Raw genomic sequence first — 20,234 nt, 5'->3', positions numbered from 1 at the left:
GTTCTTGGAAGTCTACCATTTTACACAATTATATGGACTCAACTGGGTTTAAGAATCCAAGAGAATTGGAGACAATTCGATGAAGAATGATTACTTTGAAGTGAGCATTTCATTGCATTATGAGGATTTAACCTGGATTGCGAAGCCATTCAAATACTATTTTGATCCTTTGAATACATACTCTGTTTCAGTTGAGCTTGAACAATTTCCAACTCAGATCATCGAACGCATAAAGATTGAATTGAAGAATGAAATGATGAATGGTCGAGAAATATACAAATTCCTAAATGAAATTAAAAAGAAACTGGTGCAGTCAAATGTAGAAGGTGTTGTTCATATACACTTTAAAGCGGTATTTATTAACGGACCCATATATTAATTTAGTTTTTAAAAAACTGTCGAGAATTTATGTAGAGCATGTAGGAGAGTATCCCGCGAATAAACTCATATAGGAGCAAAATAAAGTCGTATTTAAGCCGAGTAGAACCAGGGTTTTGTCCTGATGTTTGCTCGGCTTTTTGTATGTTACCGATCTGCTGCTTGTAAGAAAATGGAGGGCTCTTCTCGAATGTTATATCTAATGGATTAATCGCATTAAGTTTTAGGTGTGGAAAGGGTTTGGAGGTTCTCGTGGGAACAGGGATAAGGGGCTTTCTCAAGCTTTGAATCCGGCTTAAACCCATACAAAACGTCCCGTTATCCATTAATTAAAGCAGGTTTAGGTCAGGAAATGTCGAATTAGTAGGTACTTCCCACAAAAGCAAATCCCTCAACCGATGAGGAAATCGTCAGGATGGATTTATGGCTTACGGAGAAGAAGCAAAGATCGGACAGTGGTCGCTGGATAAACTGGCCTTCCTTGAACGTTACCTTCCCGCATATTTGAGAGCAACGAAATCCGCACTACATAAATACTATATCGACGGTTTCGCAGGACGTGGAGAATGGGTCAATAAGCGAACAGGTCAAAAAGTTGCTGGATCCGCCGCTATTGCTCTGCAATATGCCCAACAGTTCACGCACTTATTTTTCGTTGAGTTTGATGAAGAACGTGCTGAACACCTCCGCGAATTAATTCGGATTCATAATGCAAGTCATAAGGCAACTGTTTTTGTTGGAGATTGCAATTTGCTTTTAAGTGAAGTCGTTAAAAGGATTCACCCTTCAGCTCCAAGTTTTGTTTTTCTCGATCCATCATCGGATCAACTCCAGTGGAAGACAATTGAAATGTTATCTAACTGGAAAACAGAACTTTTCATCTTGTTTCCCCTAAATATGACACTTATCCGGTACTTGCCGAAAAACGGCAAAATAACCGAATGGGCCCGTGTACGCCTTAATAGTGTGTTCGGTACGGCCGAGTGGGAACACCTTTTTCAAAATACACCGCGAAGCCGCCTAAAAAGCGAACTACTAACGCTTTATACAAATAGGTTAAGATCACTTGGTTATGAGCATGTAAACATTTCCGACGTCTTCAAAAGCGATTCTGGGCAGAAACTGTATTACATGATCTGGGTCGGGAAGCATCCGGTCGGCAAAAAGATTATGGATAAAGTATTTGAAAGACAGTCTGATCAACTTACGCTGTTTTAACAATGATTTTTTAGTGGGGGGATTATCCTTGGCGACAACTTCTTCAATTGAATGGACAGAAGCAACCTGGAACCCCGTAACAGGATGCACTAAAATATCCGAGGGTTGCCGTAACTGCTACGCCGCAACCATGGCTAAACGCCTTTACGCCATGCGGAACCCACGTTATATCAATGGATTTAACGTAACGTTGCATGAAGATCTGCTCCAACTGCCCCTTAAATGGAAGCGTCCTCGGCGTATTTTTGTTAATTCAATGTCGGATCTCTTTCATAAAGACGTTCCGTTTGAATTTATCCAGTCTGTTTTTAAAACGATGGAGATGGCACACTGGCATACTTTTCAGATATTGACCAAAAGGTCTGATCGGCTCCTTGAATTATCCCGTTCCTTACCTTGGCCGCAAAACATATGGCAGGGTGTAAGCGTTGAAGATAGTCGCGTGACAAACAGAATTAATGATTTACGCCAAGTACCAGCACATGTGCGTTTTTTATCTATAGAGCCTCTTATCGGACCTTTAAATAATTTAGATTTGGATGGTATACATTGGGTCATTGTCGGCGGTGAAAGTGGACATGGAGCACGCCCAATGCGGGAAGAATGGGTCACAGGAATTCGGGATCAGTGTTTACAACAGCATGTAGCCTTCTTTTTTAAACAGTGGGGTGGAGTTCAAAAACACCGGACTGGACGTGTTTTAGACGGCAGGACCTGGGACGAGTTTCCACAGATTTAACCCTACATACGTAAAAACCAGGAGGTGATTTCATGTTAACGATTGAAGATTACATCGCGGATGGAGAACATAAAGACGTGCATTAACTATGTATTTGAGTATTATAATCAATATTTGGACATTACCCAAATGGATGAACAGACTGTACTGAATAATGAGCGGCTTGAAAAATACAGGAATAATATTTCTCGCTACGATTCGGAAATTCAGGAATGGCTTGTCGATATATATGATGAACACAATAAAAAACTGGATCGTTCGATTATCAACCAACTTAAAAAGGACGAGCTTCTCCTTCTTTACAGTTCAGATAGTGAATTTAGGAGTTAGTCCTATGATTGTTAGCTCATTAAAAAGCATCCGTTTTTGAAAGATCAAACAGAAATGCTGTATTTGTTCATCAAGGACTATCATCAAATTCAAAGCCGACCAAGTGAAGGTATGAATAAAATACTAATCATCGATGAAATAGACGAGTGGATTGACGTGGCATAAGTATGAGGTTGATATCCTTGCATTTTGTAGTGATTGGGTAAATCGCTTTTTTGACAATGAAGATCGTTGGCCGGCAAGCCACAGAAAGAAAAGTGATAGTCATTGGCGTAAATACGAATATGATTATAAGCAGAAAAGCAACTTGTTTAATCTGAATTCGCTCTACACGAGAATTTCGGGTAAACCCTTTATAAAGGGAAGGAAACAATATCTTGAAATTATAATGATGTATTTTTGGCTTCATCAGATAGAGGGAGATGAGGAGAATTATTGGCAAGAGTATTTAACCAAATACTCGAAGAACATGCCGTTGACAATCCCAAATTGAAAAAAATGTTAATTGTAAGCTGGAGAATGCTGAAGGGAATTTATAATTTATTACTCCTTGCCTATTGGATGAGAAAAGCCGAGTCGATATCAGGAATAGTCCTGGTTCACTCGGCATTTTTCTTTTCCGATTTTCTTTGCTGATTCATTTCCCCAATCAATATCCCGAAAACCTTTTGTCAGTCCTGGCTTTTTTAGAGATAAGAAGCGATGAAGTAGCAGGGATTTGGGGATAGGGTAATCATCAGAAGTTTCGTTTGATACCAATGTGGCTACGATTGACAAAGTTTCTCAATATTGCAAGAATGATGACAAGAGCTGACAATGGACATTGTGATGGAATAATGAATATACGTTAGAGATTCAAATTAATGCTACTGTATTTCAGGAGGGCATAATGGAGAAAGAGAATACGCAGGTTAATGATTTGGACGATTTTGATGATGATCTCGATGATGGAATTTATGCGGTTCCAAGTCCGAAATGTTTGCCGCAGTACAGTTTAAGAAGAATTGCAAAGTACAAGGAGGAAAATGGAATAAAGGGTTCGTTAAGTGAAGATGAACTCAAGCAGTTTAGGATCGAGCCGAGAGGGTTTATTTGCAGAGAAGTGAAATCGGTTGAGGAGGCTACCCATTGGTTTCCAATGTTCTGCAACTGTTGTGATGAATGTGAAGTGACACCCTATCAGCTTTATCGAATATTCCTCGACAGATATGACGACGAGTACCTAATCGTGGACGACAGCAATAACTTCTCTCTCATACATCTGTGGCATAAAGGTCGGTTCGTCGTTCTCGAAGAGACAAGGAAGTAGGGGATTCCCCCATTCTTTAAAAGAAGGTGTTAACGATGGCGGCAAATGATTTTAAAGAGCAAGAGACTGTTGCTAAGAATTTGATTGCGTTCATGAGACAGAACGGCTATTCAAGATTATCGTTATCCAAACTATCAGGTATTCCTCGCACGGTCATTGATCAACTGCTTAAATAGCGGGATTACCGATGAATCAGTTTACAATTTGCAAGTTGAACGGATCAACCAGAACTTTGAATTGTCACCTGACTATTTGCTGTCAACACCAATTGATTCCTTGCCCCCAGCTCCATCTGATCATGAGAAGAGAAGTGTTATGGCTCAGGTACTTTTGAATGGTTTGGATAACATCCTCGATATTCGCTCTATTTGGGGTAACATGTATGATTGGGACTATGGGCTGACTAATGTTGAGAGAAGCAATCTCTAAATGCATGTGTGGCGAGGACTCTTTTCTTTATTTTGTAAACAAGCTTGGTAGAGTGAACGATCAAATTGTGCGTGTACTTGGAGTACCTGTGTATATTTGTTCAGCATGCAGGATGCATTTTTTAAATGGGCCAGATAGTCTCTCTAAGCACTACGGGCAAAAGAAGCTGTAACCATGGGAGTAAAAAAGATACATTTTTGATGAGTTCGAGAAAAATGCTGAGGATTGGGAATGTGTTATCCCAGTCAGACTACGGAGCCAGCGAAAATCGCTTGGCTTTTTCAATTTCATTGCCATAAAAAACTTTGCAAGGGGGTTATTGCTTTTTCATCCATATTTGTAGGTGAGGAAAGTTGGATGAAGATTAACGGCCGATTGTATCCCTCCTTCCATTTTCATATCAAAGCTCCGACAGCCTCGAACACGAAACCGATAGTTACCCACTTGATTTCCGCTTAAAATGAAAGTAGCAAATCAAATGTGCAGAGGAGGTGCTTGAAAAATGTACGGACATCAGTTTTATCAGTACCCGATCAAATGCAGAGTCAAATATCTGAACGATGAATTACAGACCGGTCGATATGAATCTCTTGAGGCGTTAGCGGCGGAAATCTTCATTGATCCCGAAGATATGAAGGAAGAACTGCGGAAAGGTGGGTATTACTTCGTACCAGATCTGAATCGATTTGTACAAATTGAAGTGGGGCGGGCAGGGTAATGAAGCCGCCTCATTTCTTTTAGTGGTAAGCTTTGATAAGCTCTGTTGTTGATTTTATTAAAGTAACGGGCAGAAGAGTGGAGCAGCGTACACATTTTTATACATCGAAAGTTCAACTATTGGTTGAAAATTATAAAAAATCAATAGGGGATGGGGTTAAATAGTTCTTCTTCCATTTTGACTGTAGTTTTGTATTGCTAATTCAGTTGGAGAGGGAACACAGTTAAATTTACAGATCCGAACAGTAAAAAAAGCATCGAACCCATTGGTTCGATGCGTTCACTTTACAGATCGTCGTACCAGTCATCACTGGCAGGTTCAAACGAATCCGTTTGTCCGGGTGTAATAGTCAAGTGTACAAACCAGCTGTCTTTTTTCATGAAGCGGATGAAAATTGGGGATTGGATTCTTGAGGTTGACGTACCATCAAATCATTATTTCAACTTGTTATATTCTTCATCTGGTACTGGTTCCAACCATTCCGGCGTACCTGCAGTAATTGCAATGTGTTCAAACCAGCTGTCTTTTGTTGCACCATGCCAGTATTTCACACCATCGTGAGTAACAATAACATCGCCGGCTTTTAAAAATTGAGCAGGTTTTCCTTCTTCTTGGTACCAACCTTCTCCGCCAGTTACTAATAAAATTTGAAATCCATTACGGTGAATATGCCAGTTATTTCTGCAACCTGGTTCAAAGGTCACATTCCCGACACCAACACTTACTTTAGGATCAGCAACTAATGTTTTAAGATAACTTTGTCCCACAAAAAATTGTGAATATGGATTTTTTTCGCCCGCCGGGAAAATAACGCCATGTTTGACTTCCTCATGTTTTGCCACTTTCATTCCTCCATATGACCTGTTTATTTTAATTTCCCGCCAAACACCGGGAAGAAGCTATGCTCACCATAATCCCGGATTCGCTCGACATCCTTCAAAGTCTCCATATCTTCATCGCTGATAACAAAATCAAGCTCTGCATTGTTTCTCATGTGATCCGGATTTGCCGTCTTGGGAATGACGACAAGACCAAGCTGGAGATCATAACGCAGGCAAAGCTGAGCAACCGATACTCCATACTTATCAGCGATTGCCTTAATCTCTGCATTGTCAAGAATTGCACCATGTGCAATGGGCGAATATGCCTCTACCAGGATGTCATTCTTCTGGCAGAATTCAATGAGTTCCAAAGGAGTATTGCTTACGTGTGCCAATATCTGATTTACCATAGGCTTGATCTTACAGCTTGCAAGAATATTCTCGATATCATCCTGAAGGAAGTTAGAAAGACCGATTGCCTTTACTTTGCCTGTCTTATAAGCATCCTCCATTGCTTTCCATACTTCTTTGTTTTCCTCGAAGTATCGGTTCTCCCCACGGAACTCCTTCCAAGGCTGTGGGCTGTGGATAATCAGAAGGTCAATGTAATCCAGTCCCAATTTTACTAAAGACTGATCAATGGACTGCGTAACTGCATCATAGTTCTTTAATTCTGCGGCAACCTTTGTCGTAATGAAAAGTTCTTCTCTTGTGACACCGCAGGAACGGATTCCTTCGCCTACACCAGCTTCATTCATATAAGCCTGAGCAGTATCAAAATGGCGATATCCGATCGATACCGCGTCACGCACTGCCTGTGCCGCCTGTGCATCGTCCAACAGCCAGGTACCAAGACCTAATTTTGGAATCTCTACACCATTTGATAATTTGAAAGTTTCGTTAAACATGCTTTTGTCTCCTTTGCATTGTAATATTTTTTGTAGTACCTTGTCTTCTCATTGGGAATTCCTTCAAATGAAATGCTTAACAGCTTGATCAATCTTATCAGTAAGTTTTTTCTTTTGTTCTTCAGTCCTGCCGGTTAAAAGTTTTACAATAATATGTGGCATCCATATTCTCTTTTCTTAATTTTCAGGAATAATTTCATTAATGCAAGCTAATGCATTCAGCGTTCTCGGAAAGCCCATATAGGGGAGGCAATGGGTGATGGCAGAGATCAAGGTTTCTTTGTCATTTCCGACATTCAGGTTTCCCTGCACATGTGACTTTACTTGACTTTCACAACCGCCCAATGCACTGATAATACAAAGTGTCAGCAATTCCCGAGTTTTCAATTCGAGTCCGCCCCGGGTGTAAAAGTCTCCAAAACAGAAAGAGGATAGATAATCCTGTATATGTTTTTGATTGGATGGAGCACTCTCCCGCATTTTTTCAATGACATGACCAAAAATCTCTACCTGCACTGCAAGACCTTTTTGAAAACGTTGATCTTCATCTACAGTCGTCTGACTTTCAATCGGCAAAGGGATATTTCTTGTTTTGAAAACATCGTTGACTTCATGGATTGCATTTAACGTTTTTGGGAATCCAATGTATGGAGCACACTGGTAAACAGCTTCTTTGATTTCTACAGGTGTTAGACCAACATTCAGTGCCGCACCAACGTGTGCTTTAAGTTGAGGCAACGTCTGGGAGGTAGTAAGCACGACCAGAGTAATTAACTCACGTTGCTTGTCGTCCAGATTACCTTGACAAAATACTTCTCCAAAAATGAAACGGCTCAGGATGTCCTGAAAATCAGGGTCGGTAGCGTATGTGGCAGGCACTCCATCGCCAAATAGCTGGTTGTATTTTTCCATGCTCTTTTCAACACGGTTCATACGTTCACCTCCCAATAATGAATATTGATTGATTTATCAACATCTGTTTATAATTATAAAAAGAAACAGGACGCTTTCAATGGTTAAATGAACGCAATTTGTTGACTATTCAACAAATCAATTGAAATTGTTGATTATCTATAGAAAGATTGGTGAGATTCAAATGTCTAAAGTAGATCGAAGAATAGCCAAAAGCCAAGAAGCGATAAAAAATGCCGTAACTGAACTGATGTCTGAAAAAAATATTGACGACATTACGATTCAGGATATTGCAGACAGAGCAAATGTTAATCGAGGAACCATCTATCTCCATTACACGGATAAATATGATCTGCTGGATAAGATGATTGAAGAACACATCAACAATCTCCGAGTACTTTGCCGATCCGCTTCTGAAATGACGTTTCAAGAAGGAAATTACGTATGGTTCGAATACTTTGAACGTCATTATGTATTCTTTTCAACCATGTTGGCAAGTAAAGGGGCTCCTTCTTTTCGCAGTCGGTTTCTTGATTTAGTCATTGAGGAGTTTAAAGCTGAGGTGGATGTAACAAAAGGAAAAAATGTCGGCTTTCATGAAGATGTGATTCTCCAATTTTTTGGTTCGGCGATCGTTGGGGCTGTGGAATGGTGGTTTAAAAATGGAATGCCTTTGCCAGCTCGTGTCATGGCAGAACAAACGGGGGCATTGTTAGATAGGAATTTGGAGTAAAAGAATAGATTTGTTTCAGATTGTGAAAAAAGTTGAACAAGACCGACAAAAATAATATCCAAACTATTCAATTCTAAATGGAACCCCAATTTGATCAATGTTTTTCAAAATGGGGTTCCATTTGTGCTATTAAGTCGTAGGATGGAAGGGCTTTTTGATCAGGACATATTCATATGCTTATCTTTTGGTCATATTTTTCTTTCAAACGCCTTATATCTTCAATTGGTGGCAAACCAAACATGCGGGAATATTCACGGCTGAATTGCGATGGACTTTCATAACCTACCCGGAATGAAACCTCAGCAGCATCTGTTGCCTCGGTTAATAACAGTCTCCGTGCCTCTTGCAGTCTCAATTGTTTTTGAAACTGAATAGGGCTCATAGCGGTTACTTCTTTAAAATGTCGATGAAGTGAAGAAACACTCATATTTCCTATTTGTGCAAGTTCCTCAATGCGAATAGATTGATCAAAATGATTCATTATATAACTAATCACGTTTCTGATTTGAGATGTTTTACTTCCTTCTATCGCCATTTGTTCAAGCGTCAAGCCATGCTTAAGAGGGGCAAGTAACTTGATGTCTGTTGGATGATCAAGCAAACGAACCAATCTGATGACAGCGTCTAAAAGGGATGATTCAACTCTGCTGACAAACATAGCTCGTTGCGTATTCCCGTTGGGAGCAGCCTTCACTCCTGAATCCATTAATACCTCTAAGACTTGACTTGGTGTAAATTCAAGTTTGAAAGCTAAATACGGGTGATTGAAAGAGGCTTCTATGATTTGCCCGCTACCGGCAAGTTAACGGATGTGACGAGGTAATCACCGGAACCGTAAACGAATCGGTCTTTCCCTAAAAAGTTCTCCTTCATACCTTGTACAACAATACATAACGAGGGTTTGTACACTTTATATATTGGATGGCTCACTTTTGATTCACGAATAAACAGTAAAGAGGGAATGACGGACGAATGAATACCGTCCTCTCTGGAATGCCGTTCGATAAGCTCTGTGAGTTCAACCAACTGTTGTTCAAGCATAGGTTTCTCCTTTTCGTTTCTTTACTTCATGGCTCTATTATAATGAATATTTATCAATCAAGTAATTGGTTGTGAGAGAATTAGGCAATGATTTGATATGAATTGGATAACGTTTTATTTTCAGTTGCTGCATAATAAGATTGCGTATCTTTTTTAATCTATGGATTTAATTTAGAAAATCTAATTGTAATGTGTCTGACAAATTATGAAAAAGGAAGGGAATAGATTAATGCAAAAACGAAAATTAGGTAACAGTGGATTGGAGGTTTCTTCCATTGGACTTGGGTGCATGGGAATGAGTTATGGTTACGGTCCGGCATCAGACAAAAATGAGATGATTTCTCTGATTCATGCAGCAATCGACCGAGGTGTTAATTTTTTTGACACAGCCGAAGTTTATGGCCCATATGTAAATGAGGAGCTGGTTGGTGAAGCACTTGCCCCATTCAAGGGAATGGTAGTCATTGCTACTAAATTTGGTATTCAAATGGTAAAAGGAAAGCAGATGCTTGACAGTAAGCCGGAAACCATCCGAAAATCGGTGGAAGGTTCACTTAAACGTCTAAGAGTCGATACAATTGATCTGTACTATCAACATCGTGTTGATCCGAATATACCAATTGAGGAAGTTGCCGGAGTTGTCCAAGATCTGATAAGGGAAGGAAAAGTTAGGCATTGGGGACTTTCTGAAGCAGGTGTGGAAACTATTCGGCGAGCTCATGTAGTCCAACCGCTCACAGCCATTCAAAGTGAATATTCCATGATGTGGAGAAGGCCTGAAGAAGAACTGCTGCCTACGCTGGAAGAACTCGGAATTGGTTTTGTTCCGTTCAGTCCGTTAGGAAAGGGTTTCCTAACTGGTACAATTGATAAGAATGTGAAATTTGTTAGTTCTGACTTCCGAAGTATTGTTCCTCGCTTTAAACGGGAGAATCTTGAAGCGAATCAGGTCTTGGTCGAATTGATAAAACGTATTGCCGCCAAGAAGAAGGTAACACCGGCACAAATCGCATTGGCATGGGTACTTGCCCAAAAAACCTGGATTATTCCTATTCCTGGAACAAGGAAATTAGAACGCCTTGAAGAAAATCTTGGTGCAGTAGATGTTGAACTCACGACTGAGGAACTAACTGATTTGAATGACGCACTTTCCAAAATTGAGATTTCGGGAGATCGTTATCCAGAAGGATCAGATTTCGCAAAAAGAACGGGCAAATAACCATAATAATTATGGATAAAATGGAGGATTTTATATGCAGAAAGTCATTTTGAATAATGGTGTTGAAATGCCGATACTTGGATTTGGTGTATTTCAGATTCAAGATGAAAATGAATGTGAACAAGCCGTTTATGAAGCAGTTATGACCGGCTATCGACTGATTGATACAGCTGCCTCTTACCTAAATGAAAAAGCGGTAGGAAAAGCAATCAAACGGAGCGGTGTGCCGAGAGAAGAATTATTTATTACTACAAAATTATGGGTTCAGGATGCCGGTTATGAGAATACGAAGAAAGCATTCGCAAAATCTTTGGAAAGATTGCAAGTGGATTATTTGGATTTGTATTTAATTCACCAGCCCTTCGGCGATGTATATGGTTCTTGGCGTGCGATGGAGGACCTGTATCATGAAGGAAAGATTCGAGCCATTGGGGTTAGTAATTTCCATCCAGACCGTCTTGTTGATCTAATTATCCATAATGAAATAACTCCTGCCGTAAACCAAGTTGAAACACATCCTTTCTGTCAGCAAGTAGAAAGTGCGAAACTGATGAAAGAATATAATGTTCAAATCGAATCTTGGGGACCTTTTGCTGAAGGAAAAAATAACATGTTCCAGAACGAAATTTTAGTATCAATAGCCGAAAAGTATGATAAATCGGTTGCCCAGGTAATTTTACGCTGGTTGACTCAAAGAGGGGTAGTGGCGATTCCAAAGTCTGTCCGTAAAGAAAGAATCATTGAAAACTTTAATATCTTTGACTTTGAACTAAGCCATGAGGATATGGAGAAGATTGCTACGTTAGATACCAAGGAGAGCTTATTCTTTTCGCATAGGGATCCTGAAATTGTGAAATGGCTTGGTACCCGCAAACTTGATATTTAATTCTAAACCTTTTTATCAATCCATATTATTATTCTTTTTTCTATTATTAAGGTTGGTACTTACTGTTAAAAGTCGGTACCGAAGCGTAAGGGAACCAGGAGGAAAAGGCAGCCACAACGCTATGTATGTATTCACTATTCAACCGTCAATCAATCAGTAGTTTCAATATAAAGTCAATACAAAATCAGGCTGGATCCAATAGTGGTTCAGTCTATTTTCTTTGCCCAATATCTTTCCGATCTCTTTGTCTCCCTGTTACTTTCTCGGTTTACACGCAAAAAGTTGGTACCCTGTATAAAGTCATTCCAAAGCCTAAACAGTTTGACTAAAGCTAAATATGTTTACTTACGAGCCGAGCGAATTCGGGGATCCACTCCTGTTTCTGCCTTGGCTATTTTCTTCATTTTCTAACATCTGTTTTTCCCTTACCTTACATGACTTTCCAATGCTCAAACCAGCTCAAACATGTTTGCCATATCTGAACTCTTGATTTTTACATACAATGGTAGAGTAGATTGAAGAGCTGATAAGAAGCGGAGGGAGGGGATCAAGGATTGTACGGGCATCAATTTTACATGGCTCCAGTCACCAATTGAAAGAGAAATCGCTGAAGGAAGTAACCGACAGCCATTTCCTTGACATTGAGGACATCAAGGCAGAATTGAGCCGAGCTGGTTTTTACTTTGTGCCTGACTTGAATCAATTTGTTCAATGTACGAATGGGAAGGTTGCATAAAAAGCAAGCCGGTCATTGAATGGGGGAATCTCCATTTTATGACCATTACATATTAGGACTGATAGTTAAGGTCTCGCAATTTTTATGGTCAGTTTGCATTGGGGGATGGGATAAAGAATGATCAAATTCGCTTTAGCCATCCCGATCCGCTCTAAATCCTTATCATTCCCTGCCTTTCCGCATATGACATAGAAGTTCTAATCAAACAGGAGGGGGCTTCTATGTTTTTGTTTCCAGAGCACCAGGAGAGATATGAGCAGTTTATAAAGCAGGACAAGACCCATCCAAAGGATAGGGAAAGGCAAGCGTTGTTGTATGTGCTTGCAGGCTGTCAGGATCTTGGGGAAAGGGCGGACCTTTTTTATGACTTCAATGATCGCCTTATTCGACCCGAGAACTTTAACCAAGTTGATTTAACCAGTGGCACTCGCTCATTGTTGGAACTTGCATACAATCTGTACAACAATTATCCCTGCCGAACGGCCGTCGATTTGTTCGCGAGTTTGGATGAGCTGAATAAGCAGTTGGCGGTAGAGGCGATAAAGATCAGATTTGGATTGGAGCAGGTGTAAAAGCAGTGAAAAAAGCAGGGGATGAGGGGAGGAGTAAGCTCCTCTTTTTCCATATCAAACGATGTTATAATAAAACCATAGGAATAACGTTGGAAGGTAAAATTGGCATGAAGCTAAAAGAAGATTTCTTCACTCGCAAGAAAAACGAAATAGGCGTTTTCTTAAATGAAGTGCAGACAAAAGCAGTCATCCAAACTGAAGGTCCACTGTTATTGCTGGCATCTCCAGGGTCGGGGAAGACGACTACCATCATCATGCGGATTGGTTATCTGATTGAGGAGAAAGGCTTTGACCCATCAAGGATCAAGGCGGTTACGTTTAGCCGTGCTTCGGCAAACGACATGAAGGAACGATTCAAACGGTTCTTTCCGCATCTTCCGCCAGTTGACTTCTCAACGATCCATAGCTTTGCTTTCGAAGTGGTCAAGGACCATTTTCGGAGAACGAAGACGTATTATCAAATTATTGAGGGCGACCTTGATTTGGAAGAACAGGAGAAACTCGACTCGAACAATCCGCCGCTACATAAGAAGATCATCTTGCGGAATTTGTTCAAATCGATTGTCGGTGAAAACATAACCGATGATCAGATGGACGAGCTGACCACGTACATCAGCTTTATCAAAAATAAAATGATTCCTGCTGAACATTGGTCAACGGTTAAAGTGGAAGTTCCAGAAGCTGAAAGAATACTGCGGGAGTATGAGGAGTTCAAGCGGTCAGGGCACAGCAAGTTGCTGGTCGATTTTGATGATATGCTGACGATAGCGGAGCAGGTTTTAGAGAGGGATAGGGAACTGCTTCGGAAATATCAGGATCGATTTGATTACGTCCTTACGGACGAGAGCCAGGATACTTCCATGGTTCAGCATGCCATTATTGAAAAGTTGGTTCGGGAGCATGGAAACCTTTGTGTGGTGGCTGACGACGATCAGAGTATATATAGCTGGCGTGGTGCGGAGCCGTCTTATCTTCTGAACTTTAAGCAAGTGTATCCTAATGCAACAATTTTGTTTATGGAACAGAATTATCGGTCATCCAAAGATATTGTTGATGTCGCAAACCACTTTATCAAGCGGAATAAGAATCGGTACGACAAAAACATGTTTACTAAGAATCCCCCAAATAAGCCGATCAAGATCAGGAGTTTTGCGGATTATAGATACCAAGCCAAATATCTGGTTCAAGAAATTCAGAAGGTCGAGCATCTTTCCGAAGTTGCGGTATTGTATCGTAACAATTCGTCTTCCATCTCATTAATGAATGAATTTGACCGAGCAGGCATCCCCTTTTACATGAAAGATGCCGATAATCGCTTCTTCTCCCATTGGGTGGTTGAAGATATTCTCAACTTCATGCGGATGACCTTTACGGATAAGCGTCCTGATCTATTGGAGAAAATCCATTTGAAAATGAATGGGTATATTAGCAAGCAACAAATGGCGGCTCTCAAAGAAATCGATAACAATGAATCGGTGTTTGATAATTTGCTGAATTATGTTGAGTTGCAGGATTATCAAGTTAAGCAGTTGCAAGCATGCAAAGAAACGTTTTTGCAAATGAGAGGAATGCCGCCGCGTCACGCCATTCGAGTCATTCGTGATCGGTTAGGCTACGAGAAAGCTCTTGAAAAGATGTGTGAACGGCTCGGGTTCCGAAAAGAATATTTGATCGGTATCCTCAACACGCTGGAGGAGATCGCCGATACACTGAAGACGATGGAGGAATTTGCGAACCGGCTCAAGCATCTGGAATTGGTTCTGAAGACTTCTAAAGCCAGAAAAGGTCAAAACGCGGTTACATTCTCTACTTTTCACAGCTCCAAGGGTTTGGAGTTTGAGCGAGTGTATATGATTGACTTGATTGAAGGAATTATCCCGTCTACAGACGATCAGGGAAGAACCGAACTGATGGAAGAAGCAACCCGCCTATTCTATGTCGGGATGACACGGGCGAAGAAGCACCTGGAACTCATTGTGTATCGGGAACGTGATGGGGAAAAAGTCGAAGAGTCCCAATTTGTTGCGAATGTCCGAAACATCATGAATCCCCCAAAACAAATTCCGAAAGAAAAAGGGCAAAAGCAAGGGATAAGAGAAAGGAAAGAAGGGACTCGCGTCCCATACAATCCCAATGCAATTAAGAATAAGAGTGAGTTGCGGATAGGAAATATTATACGGCATCGAGTCTTTGGACGTGGCGAAGTCGTTCAGCTTAGTGAAGATACCATAGAAATTCGGTTCAAAGCGGGACTCAAGAGGCTTTCTACAAAGACCTGCCTGGAGATGGGTTTGTTAGAGCCAGTTTGAAAGGAGACGGTAGATTGTTCCCACTCCTTGCTAAAGGCGGTGATGAGGGACATCAACCAGTGTTTCTTAGGGAAAGAAAAGACCCGAACGAAAATCAGGATTTATGCCTGATTTTCGTTCGGCCATCTCTCTCAAAACAACTACCTCACAGAAGGCAGTAATAAAAAAAATCAAGCATAGCCCCATCATTGAAACACCAATGATATATTACATCCTTCTTCGCTCTTTTTTTCCGTTGATCCACATACTTTATGTGGTGTACCCTACCGCTACCGCGTTGCATATAAAATTCTAATACCCACTCTTTTTCTTCATCATAATAATAATGAATTTCCTCATAAGATGAATATCCCGCTTCTTCCCCCGTAATCGTTTTTGCGTAAAAAAAAGTATTGCCTTCATAATACAGTCGTTTGCTCGGCTTCATACCCTTTTCAAGATTAGTGATGCACTCTGGAATAAACATTAAAGTAGCAGACATTGTTACCCTCCCAAGTAAAGTTTTTTTCGACTTTCTTTTTCAATTTAACAGGATTGTAACTTCCCTAAAAAACGCATAAAGAGGTAGATAAGAGGGAAAGGCTTATCCCTGTCCCCTTATATCATGCACAGGTGTAACTTTCCCCTTAACCCAATCACAAAACGGTCGAATCGCTTCTGTTCCGAAGTATCTACCCTGCGTTTCTGTTCAAATGATCCAGTAGTTGACCTGCAAACTCAATGACGCTAAGCTCCTCATAGAATTGCGGTAGATCGTTTTCATTCAGGTACATCGCAATTAACTGGTAAAATGGCTCCAGTTCCATTTCAAAAAATGTATCGGGTCGTTCTTTATTACGGTACGAAACCCCAACCCAATAATGGGGCTTGCCATTGGTATCGAAGCTATCCAAAAAGGCGTAGCCGTCGAATTGAAACAACAACCTGGATCTTACTCTTGCCGTGGAGCCATCGAACCGCTCGTAAGAGAATTTATTGGTTTTTCCGTTTATTGACGTAGGATTCACGATTTGAATTTTTCTGTCTTCAATGTTCATTTATTGGTCTCCCTTCAATTTGCTAAAACCCTACCCTCTCTGCAACAAAGTATATCTATTCGTCAACGACTTGAGTGCGAAAAATGGTCGTATAGCGTCTGAGTTTCATCCAACATCATCATTAATTGGCGGAAACGTTCCGAATGAGGTGTAAAGTGCACCATATTGGATTGACTTCATTTCATCTTCAAACATCTGTAGATAAGCAAGGTCTACTTCACTTCCATAAATATACCTTGCTATTAGATCCATAAATATTTCATACGAAAGCTCAAAGTAGGGACCCCAGGATCTGAATTTTACAAGAAAATGCCATTTGTTTCTTGCATCAAGGGTTGCGTAGAACGAAAAGCGTTCATTCATCAAAAATACATCTAAATCTTTCTGACACAATTGAAGGAAACCCTCATGCATTCTGACTGTTGCAATTGTTCCATCAGGACGTTTATATTGAAATACTTTTGGTTTTGAACTTCCTTTTTTTGAATGAATTGTATATCCATTGTTTTTTTTGTTCTCAATGTTCATTTGATATTCCTCCTTGATTTGTTATTGGCTGTAGCCAATGCTCTGTTATCCACTGTAACCTTAGAACTTGTCTCTGTACTCAGAGTATAGGGATTCGTCAATAGCTTCAGTTCGAAAAACGGTCGTGTAGCGTCTGATAATTGTGCCAATGGATCACGCCTTCAACTGATATTGCTCCCTCCTTTTTTTGAGAATTTGTTTTCAGTTTTCAAGGAACAAAAAAGACTGATTTTACTTAGCTACCCATCTGATGTAGGTTTCTAAGTGTTCCAAAGGACATAACTACCCCTTGGAATCCAAGAAAACTACGAAAAGATGATGAAACTAAGTAAAATCAGCCTTTAACGGCTTTTATGAAAATTGTCGAAATGCAATAAAAAAGAAAGTGTTGCCTGAAAGAATGTCTCTAATATACAGGATGAATTTGTACCTGTCAATCACTTTTTTTCACTGCCACTGCTGGACAGAAATATTATTTGAGAGGGTTTAGAAAATCATGGTAGTATGGGAAAAGAGCAATGGTCTGGCAGAGAGTGAGGAAACCTTGATGATATGGTTCTTTTTCGGATTATTGGCGGGGATTGCGATTACTTACCTTTACAGCTTCATAAAGAGAAAGTCAAGTGAAGAGGCAGAGGACGTTACGGAAAATGAAAAAAGAGTCCTTGAGTTGGTTGAAAATACAAAAGACTGTATCTACTATTTTGAAACAAAGCCGAAATGGCGTTACAAATTTGTCTATCCGTCATTCGAAAAGATTTTTGGCCCGGAAGTTGGAAAGACGGTTTACGATAACCCCCAACTTATGTTAAACCGAGTACATCCCGACGATTACGAGATGCTAATGAACAAAATAAACGGACAAGTTGATTACGAGAAACCGATTATTTATCGTATCATGAACAATCAAGGTCAATATGTCACTTTTGAAGAGTTCACGACTCCTGTATATAAAGACGGTGAAGTGGTAGCCATTCAGGGTATTCTTCGGAACATTACCGACAAATTAAAGCTACAACAGGAGTTGGAGTATCGTAGTACACATGATTCTCTAACAGCTCTTTATAATCGGGAATATTTTGAACAAATGGTCGAGAAGTTCGATAAAGAAGTCGATCTTCCAGTCGCCATTGTCTTATGTGATTTGGATGAATTGAAGTATATGAACGATACATTCGGGCATAAAAAAGGAGATCTGTTAATCAAGGAAGCCGCCAAACTGCTTAATGAGCATTCTTCAGATGAGATCATTGTTTCGAGGATTGGTGGGGATGAATTTTCAATATTGATTATGGATAAGGACAAAATCCAGGTTGAATTAATCGTGGAGAGCATTTTAAATGAAATCGCCAGTTATAATGAAAGTAGCATGGATATCACAATCAAAATGTCAACCGGATATGCTTGGAGCAAACATTCATTAGGAAAAATGGATCGTTTGTTTATTGAAGCAGATCAAAATATGTACAAGGATAAATCACGGAAGAAAAGCAAAGTTGAAGCGTATTTTGATAACAAGGTGATGTAAGGGAGCTTGCGATATGCAAGCTTTTTCGGTATTAGTCAAGAAATGTATGATAACGCTAACGGGGCGAAGGGAACCGCAGACAACCCTTAATGGGTTTCGTCTGTGGTTCTTTTCGTTTCCGAGAATGGAGGATGAAGAAGACGAAATTTTGTATGTTCTGTTCAAAAGAAAGCCGAATGTTATTCACCCACCAGATCAACGACATCGGATTGATCTGTATTGATTGTTAAGCAAAATTTATCAGAATAGATGAAAAGTCCATAATCGTTTGCGGTTACTGTTACAATGATTTTCGTTTGGAGTTTCCAGAACAAATGGCACAACAGTTGAGAAAAGTAGGGTCAAAATTCAATATGGTTAGGAATGTAACTGTATACAAAAAATGTTGACGTGCCTGGAGGCAGTATTTATCATGAAATCAATCAAATGAAAGTTTAGCGGTCAAATGACCAGCGAACAGGATGATGAGAAATTGATTGATCCAATGCTAAGTTTCAATTATGGAATCGGAAAAATTTACTTCTTCTGCTTGGGGTCAGGCGTTGGTATTCTGATCTACCTCCTATATGAGAACCGTCGAAAATAGGAGCTTCTTTTTGGATAGGTCGGAACCATCACGATTCACTAACTGAATCACAATCATCAAATCACAACAGCCCAATTACTTACATACAAAATGGAAATAACATATAATTGCATTAAGAGGAATGTGTAGAAAGGGCTGGAAAACTTGACGTTGAGGGATAAAATCATAACCTTGCTAAAAGACAGAGATGGCTTAACAGATCGAGAAATCACAAACATTTTATTAGGTGAAAAAGTGCCGCAACAGTCTGTAAATCAAGTATGTAGGGCGTTGGTAAATAAAGGTGTTCTAAAACGAGTCAATCGGAAGGATGGTCTATTGGGTAACTTCTTAAATACTGAGGAGTTACAAGCACTATCTCTGGCAAACGAGACGGAACGTATTAGGGAGGATACTTCTGTTTTTACAGAAGATAGTCTGAAGCAGATGCTAATGGAACACCTTCAGTCTGCTGGATGGGAAGTACAAATAGCATGGGGAAAAGCCCCTGGGATTGACATTAATGCAATAAGAGGAACAGAACGTTGGATCATTGAGGTAAAAGGCTTAGGGTCTTCAAACCCGATGAATGTGAACTACTTCCTGGGGGTCTTAGCTGAGACGCTTCAACGTATGGATGATCCCAATGCTAAGTATAGTATCGCCTTGCCGGATGTGAAGCAATTTCGAAATCTATGGAGCAGGCTCCCATTGCTGGCTAAAATGAAAACAGGCATTTCAGCGTTATTCGTAGATGATTCAGGAACAGTTGAGGAATGCGTAAGGTAGGTAGTTTTGACTTAGCTTATTAGTTTCAGAATCGCCGAATTTGAAAATTCAGCTAATGAACCGGAATCGAGGAATACATGAGAAAACCGCCCATTCCTGAGCGATTTATCTTTTCAGGAGTATCATGAGAACAGACAAAAGTAGGTGCTGAGGAAGATGCTTATTGAGATTCTGACCGAAGATGAGTTCAAACATTACAAGGCATTTAGAAGTCCGGTGAATTAAGTCAGTTCTTGCCGTCTAACCGGCGTGCAAAATGAGAAGAACAACCCAGCGAGCGCTGGAACTAGCAGGCCTGACACTACCTCCGTTATCACGGATTTCGGTTTTTCGCATGCCGAAATACCGGTTTGAGGTCGTTTTTTCTTAAACCGGCATAGTTTTTTCAGATTCTGAACCGTTGCCGTAAGTATCGCCTGTTCCTGCATGCAGTCCAACCCACGGCTCCGAGCTCGATCCAAGCCATGTACGACTTTGCTTTCGGCAAACACATGCTCACAACGAGCGCGCAACTTTTGCAAATGACGAT

At 40.3% G+C, this 20,234-nt stretch carries 21 protein-coding genes and 1 pseudogene; 13 read left to right on the top strand and 9 right to left on the bottom strand.

Going from position 1 to position 20,234, the window contains the following annotated elements; translation table 11 throughout:
* The first annotated feature begins 79 nt into the window (after window positions 1-79).
* The 6 genes from G485_RS0115160 to G485_RS0115130 all read left to right on the top strand — a co-directional run bounded on the left by G485_RS0115160 (window position 80) and on the right by G485_RS0115130 (window position 5,121).
* A complete protein-coding gene (locus tag G485_RS0115160) occupies window positions 80-379 on the top strand; it encodes a hypothetical protein (protein ID WP_027093253.1) in 300 nt (99 codons plus the stop codon).
* A 422-nt stretch (window positions 380-801) separates the two neighbouring features.
* Window positions 802-1,596: a three-Cys-motif partner protein TcmP gene (tcmP, locus tag G485_RS0115155; RefSeq protein ID WP_027093252.1), complete on the top strand. Its 795-nt coding sequence runs from the start codon at window positions 802-804 to the stop codon at window positions 1,594-1,596.
* Window positions 1,562-2,335, top strand: a complete 774-nt coding sequence (locus G485_RS29215) for a DUF5131 family protein (protein ID WP_240489165.1) — start codon at window positions 1,562-1,564, stop codon at window positions 2,333-2,335. Before tcmP ends, G485_RS29215 begins: the two co-directional genes overlap by 35 nt.
* Before the next feature lie 1,219 nt (window positions 2,336-3,554).
* Window positions 3,555-3,974 (top strand): hypothetical protein, encoded by a 420-nt coding sequence (locus G485_RS0115135; RefSeq protein WP_027093249.1) that lies wholly within the window; start codon window positions 3,555-3,557, stop codon window positions 3,972-3,974.
* A 35-nt stretch (window positions 3,975-4,009) separates the two neighbouring features.
* A complete protein-coding gene (locus G485_RS29980; protein WP_156922377.1) occupies window positions 4,010-4,150 on the top strand; it encodes a hypothetical protein in 141 nt (46 codons plus the stop codon).
* A gap of 755 nt (window positions 4,151-4,905) precedes the next feature.
* On the top strand, window positions 4,906-5,121 hold the full coding sequence (locus tag G485_RS0115130) for a hypothetical protein (RefSeq protein WP_027093248.1): 216 nt from the start codon (window positions 4,906-4,908) through the stop codon (window positions 5,119-5,121).
* A gap of 434 nt (window positions 5,122-5,555) precedes the next feature.
* On the opposite strand, the gene G485_RS29210 is transcribed toward G485_RS0115130, so the two are convergent.
* The 4 genes from G485_RS29210 to G485_RS0115120 all read right to left on the bottom strand — a co-directional run bounded on the left by G485_RS29210 (window position 5,556) and on the right by G485_RS0115120 (window position 7,783).
* Window positions 5,556-5,963, bottom strand: coding sequence for a cupin domain-containing protein (locus G485_RS29210; protein ID WP_240489164.1), 408 nt, complete (start codon window positions 5,961-5,963; stop codon window positions 5,556-5,558).
* A gap of 23 nt (window positions 5,964-5,986) precedes the next feature.
* Window positions 5,987-6,850, bottom strand: a complete 864-nt coding sequence (locus G485_RS0115125; RefSeq protein ID WP_027093247.1) for an aldo/keto reductase — start codon at window positions 6,848-6,850, stop codon at window positions 5,987-5,989.
* A 63-nt stretch (window positions 6,851-6,913) separates the two neighbouring features.
* The gene (locus G485_RS31535; protein ID WP_084423330.1) at window positions 6,914-7,012 is read right to left on the bottom strand and encodes a tautomerase family protein; all 99 of its coding nucleotides are present in this window, start codon (window positions 7,010-7,012) and stop codon (window positions 6,914-6,916) included.
* A gap of 15 nt (window positions 7,013-7,027) precedes the next feature.
* Window positions 7,028-7,783, bottom strand: a complete 756-nt coding sequence (locus G485_RS0115120) for a carboxymuconolactone decarboxylase family protein (RefSeq protein WP_027093246.1) — start codon at window positions 7,781-7,783, stop codon at window positions 7,028-7,030.
* Window positions 7,784-7,946: 163 nt separating this feature from the next.
* Between G485_RS0115120 and G485_RS0115115 the strand changes: the two genes are divergently transcribed.
* Entirely contained in the window at window positions 7,947-8,495 is a 549-nt protein-coding gene (locus G485_RS0115115; protein WP_027093245.1) for a TetR/AcrR family transcriptional regulator, read from the top strand.
* 169 nt (window positions 8,496-8,664) lie between these two features.
* Here the strand turns inward: G485_RS0115115 and G485_RS26710 are convergent.
* Window positions 8,665-9,536 (bottom strand): annotated as a pseudogene (locus G485_RS26710) (AraC family transcriptional regulator).
* 229 nt (window positions 9,537-9,765) lie between these two features.
* Here G485_RS26710 and G485_RS0115105 point away from each other — a divergent pair.
* The 4 genes from G485_RS0115105 to G485_RS0115090 all read left to right on the top strand — a co-directional run bounded on the left by G485_RS0115105 (window position 9,766) and on the right by G485_RS0115090 (window position 15,258).
* On the top strand, window positions 9,766-10,755 hold the full coding sequence (locus tag G485_RS0115105; protein ID WP_027093243.1) for an aldo/keto reductase: 990 nt from the start codon (window positions 9,766-9,768) through the stop codon (window positions 10,753-10,755).
* A gap of 34 nt (window positions 10,756-10,789) precedes the next feature.
* Window positions 10,790-11,641, top strand: a complete 852-nt coding sequence (locus G485_RS0115100; RefSeq protein WP_027093242.1) for an aldo/keto reductase — start codon at window positions 10,790-10,792, stop codon at window positions 11,639-11,641.
* A gap of 957 nt (window positions 11,642-12,598) precedes the next feature.
* Window positions 12,599-12,949 (top strand): DUF6075 family protein, encoded by a 351-nt coding sequence (locus G485_RS26705; RefSeq protein ID WP_051318318.1) that lies wholly within the window; start codon window positions 12,599-12,601, stop codon window positions 12,947-12,949.
* Between the two features lie 107 nt (window positions 12,950-13,056).
* Entirely contained in the window at window positions 13,057-15,258 is a 2,202-nt protein-coding gene (locus tag G485_RS0115090) for an ATP-dependent helicase (RefSeq protein ID WP_027093241.1), read from the top strand.
* Between the two features lie 145 nt (window positions 15,259-15,403).
* Here G485_RS0115090 and G485_RS0115085 read toward each other — a convergent pair whose 3' ends face one another.
* The 3 genes from G485_RS0115085 to G485_RS0115075 all read right to left on the bottom strand — a co-directional run bounded on the left by G485_RS0115085 (window position 15,404) and on the right by G485_RS0115075 (window position 16,823).
* The gene (locus G485_RS0115085) at window positions 15,404-15,739 is read right to left on the bottom strand and encodes a hypothetical protein (RefSeq protein WP_027093240.1); all 336 of its coding nucleotides are present in this window, start codon (window positions 15,737-15,739) and stop codon (window positions 15,404-15,406) included.
* Between the two features lie 190 nt (window positions 15,740-15,929).
* Entirely contained in the window at window positions 15,930-16,295 is a 366-nt protein-coding gene (locus tag G485_RS0115080; protein ID WP_027093239.1) for a hypothetical protein, read from the bottom strand.
* A 105-nt stretch (window positions 16,296-16,400) separates the two neighbouring features.
* Window positions 16,401-16,823, bottom strand: a complete 423-nt coding sequence (locus tag G485_RS0115075) for a hypothetical protein (RefSeq protein ID WP_027093238.1) — start codon at window positions 16,821-16,823, stop codon at window positions 16,401-16,403.
* A 496-nt stretch (window positions 16,824-17,319) separates the two neighbouring features.
* On the opposite strand from G485_RS0115075, the gene G485_RS26700 reads away from it, so the two are divergent.
* Window positions 17,320-18,351 carry a sensor domain-containing diguanylate cyclase gene (locus G485_RS26700; RefSeq protein ID WP_051318317.1) on the top strand — a complete coding sequence of 344 codons (1,032 nt, stop codon included), beginning with the start codon at window positions 17,320-17,322 and terminating at the stop codon, window positions 18,349-18,351.
* A gap of 736 nt (window positions 18,352-19,087) precedes the next feature.
* The gene (locus G485_RS0115060; protein WP_240489163.1) at window positions 19,088-19,705 is read left to right on the top strand and encodes a MarR family transcriptional regulator; all 618 of its coding nucleotides are present in this window, start codon (window positions 19,088-19,090) and stop codon (window positions 19,703-19,705) included.
* A gap of 221 nt (window positions 19,706-19,926) precedes the next feature.
* On the opposite strand, the gene G485_RS29200 is transcribed toward G485_RS0115060, so the two are convergent.
* Window positions 19,927-20,234: transposase (locus tag G485_RS29200; protein WP_205620155.1), on the bottom strand; the 308-nt coding region annotated here is incomplete at its 5' end.

This window comes from Cohnella thermotolerans DSM 17683 (genome assembly GCF_000429825.1).
GTDB classification, from domain to species: Bacteria; Bacillota; Bacilli; order Paenibacillales; family Paenibacillaceae; genus Cohnella; species Cohnella thermotolerans.
Note: the sequence above shows the minus strand (reverse complement) of the source record. Positions and strands in the feature narration are given on the sequence as shown.

Bases quoted from the DNA above. Each gene is read 5' to 3' on its own strand.
- G485_RS0115115 (WP_027093245.1), top strand. From the start codon at position 7,947: ATGTCTAAAGTAGATCGAAGAATAGCCAAAAGCCAAGAAGCGATAAAA.
- G485_RS0115075 (WP_027093238.1), bottom strand. From the start codon at position 16,823: ATGAACATTGAGAACAAAAAAAACAATGGATATACAATTCATTCAAAA.
- G485_RS0115090 (WP_027093241.1), top strand. From the start codon at position 13,057: ATGAAGCTAAAAGAAGATTTCTTCACTCGCAAGAAAAACGAAATAGGC.
- G485_RS0115160 (WP_027093253.1), top strand. From the start codon at position 80: ATGAAGAATGATTACTTTGAAGTGAGCATTTCATTGCATTATGAGGAT.
- G485_RS0115125 (WP_027093247.1), bottom strand. From the start codon at position 6,850: ATGTTTAACGAAACTTTCAAATTATCAAATGGTGTAGAGATTCCAAAA.
- G485_RS0115130 (WP_027093248.1), top strand. From the start codon at position 4,906: ATGTACGGACATCAGTTTTATCAGTACCCGATCAAATGCAGAGTCAAA.
- G485_RS0115100 (WP_027093242.1), top strand. From the start codon at position 10,790: ATGCAGAAAGTCATTTTGAATAATGGTGTTGAAATGCCGATACTTGGA.
- G485_RS0115080 (WP_027093239.1), bottom strand. From the start codon at position 16,295: ATGAACATTGAAGACAGAAAAATTCAAATCGTGAATCCTACGTCAATA.
- G485_RS31535 (WP_084423330.1), bottom strand. From the start codon at position 7,012: ATGCCACATATTATTGTAAAACTTTTAACCGGCAGGACTGAAGAACAA.
- tcmP (WP_027093252.1), top strand. From the start codon at position 802: ATGGCTTACGGAGAAGAAGCAAAGATCGGACAGTGGTCGCTGGATAAA.
- G485_RS26705 (WP_051318318.1), top strand. From the start codon at position 12,599: ATGTTTTTGTTTCCAGAGCACCAGGAGAGATATGAGCAGTTTATAAAG.
- G485_RS0115105 (WP_027093243.1), top strand. From the start codon at position 9,766: ATGCAAAAACGAAAATTAGGTAACAGTGGATTGGAGGTTTCTTCCATT.
- G485_RS26700 (WP_051318317.1), top strand. From the start codon at position 17,320: ATGGTAGTATGGGAAAAGAGCAATGGTCTGGCAGAGAGTGAGGAAACC.
- G485_RS29980 (WP_156922377.1), top strand. From the start codon at position 4,010: ATGGCGGCAAATGATTTTAAAGAGCAAGAGACTGTTGCTAAGAATTTG.
- G485_RS0115085 (WP_027093240.1), bottom strand. From the start codon at position 15,739: ATGTCTGCTACTTTAATGTTTATTCCAGAGTGCATCACTAATCTTGAA.
- G485_RS0115120 (WP_027093246.1), bottom strand. From the start codon at position 7,783: ATGAACCGTGTTGAAAAGAGCATGGAAAAATACAACCAGCTATTTGGC.
- G485_RS0115135 (WP_027093249.1), top strand. From the start codon at position 3,555: ATGGAGAAAGAGAATACGCAGGTTAATGATTTGGACGATTTTGATGAT.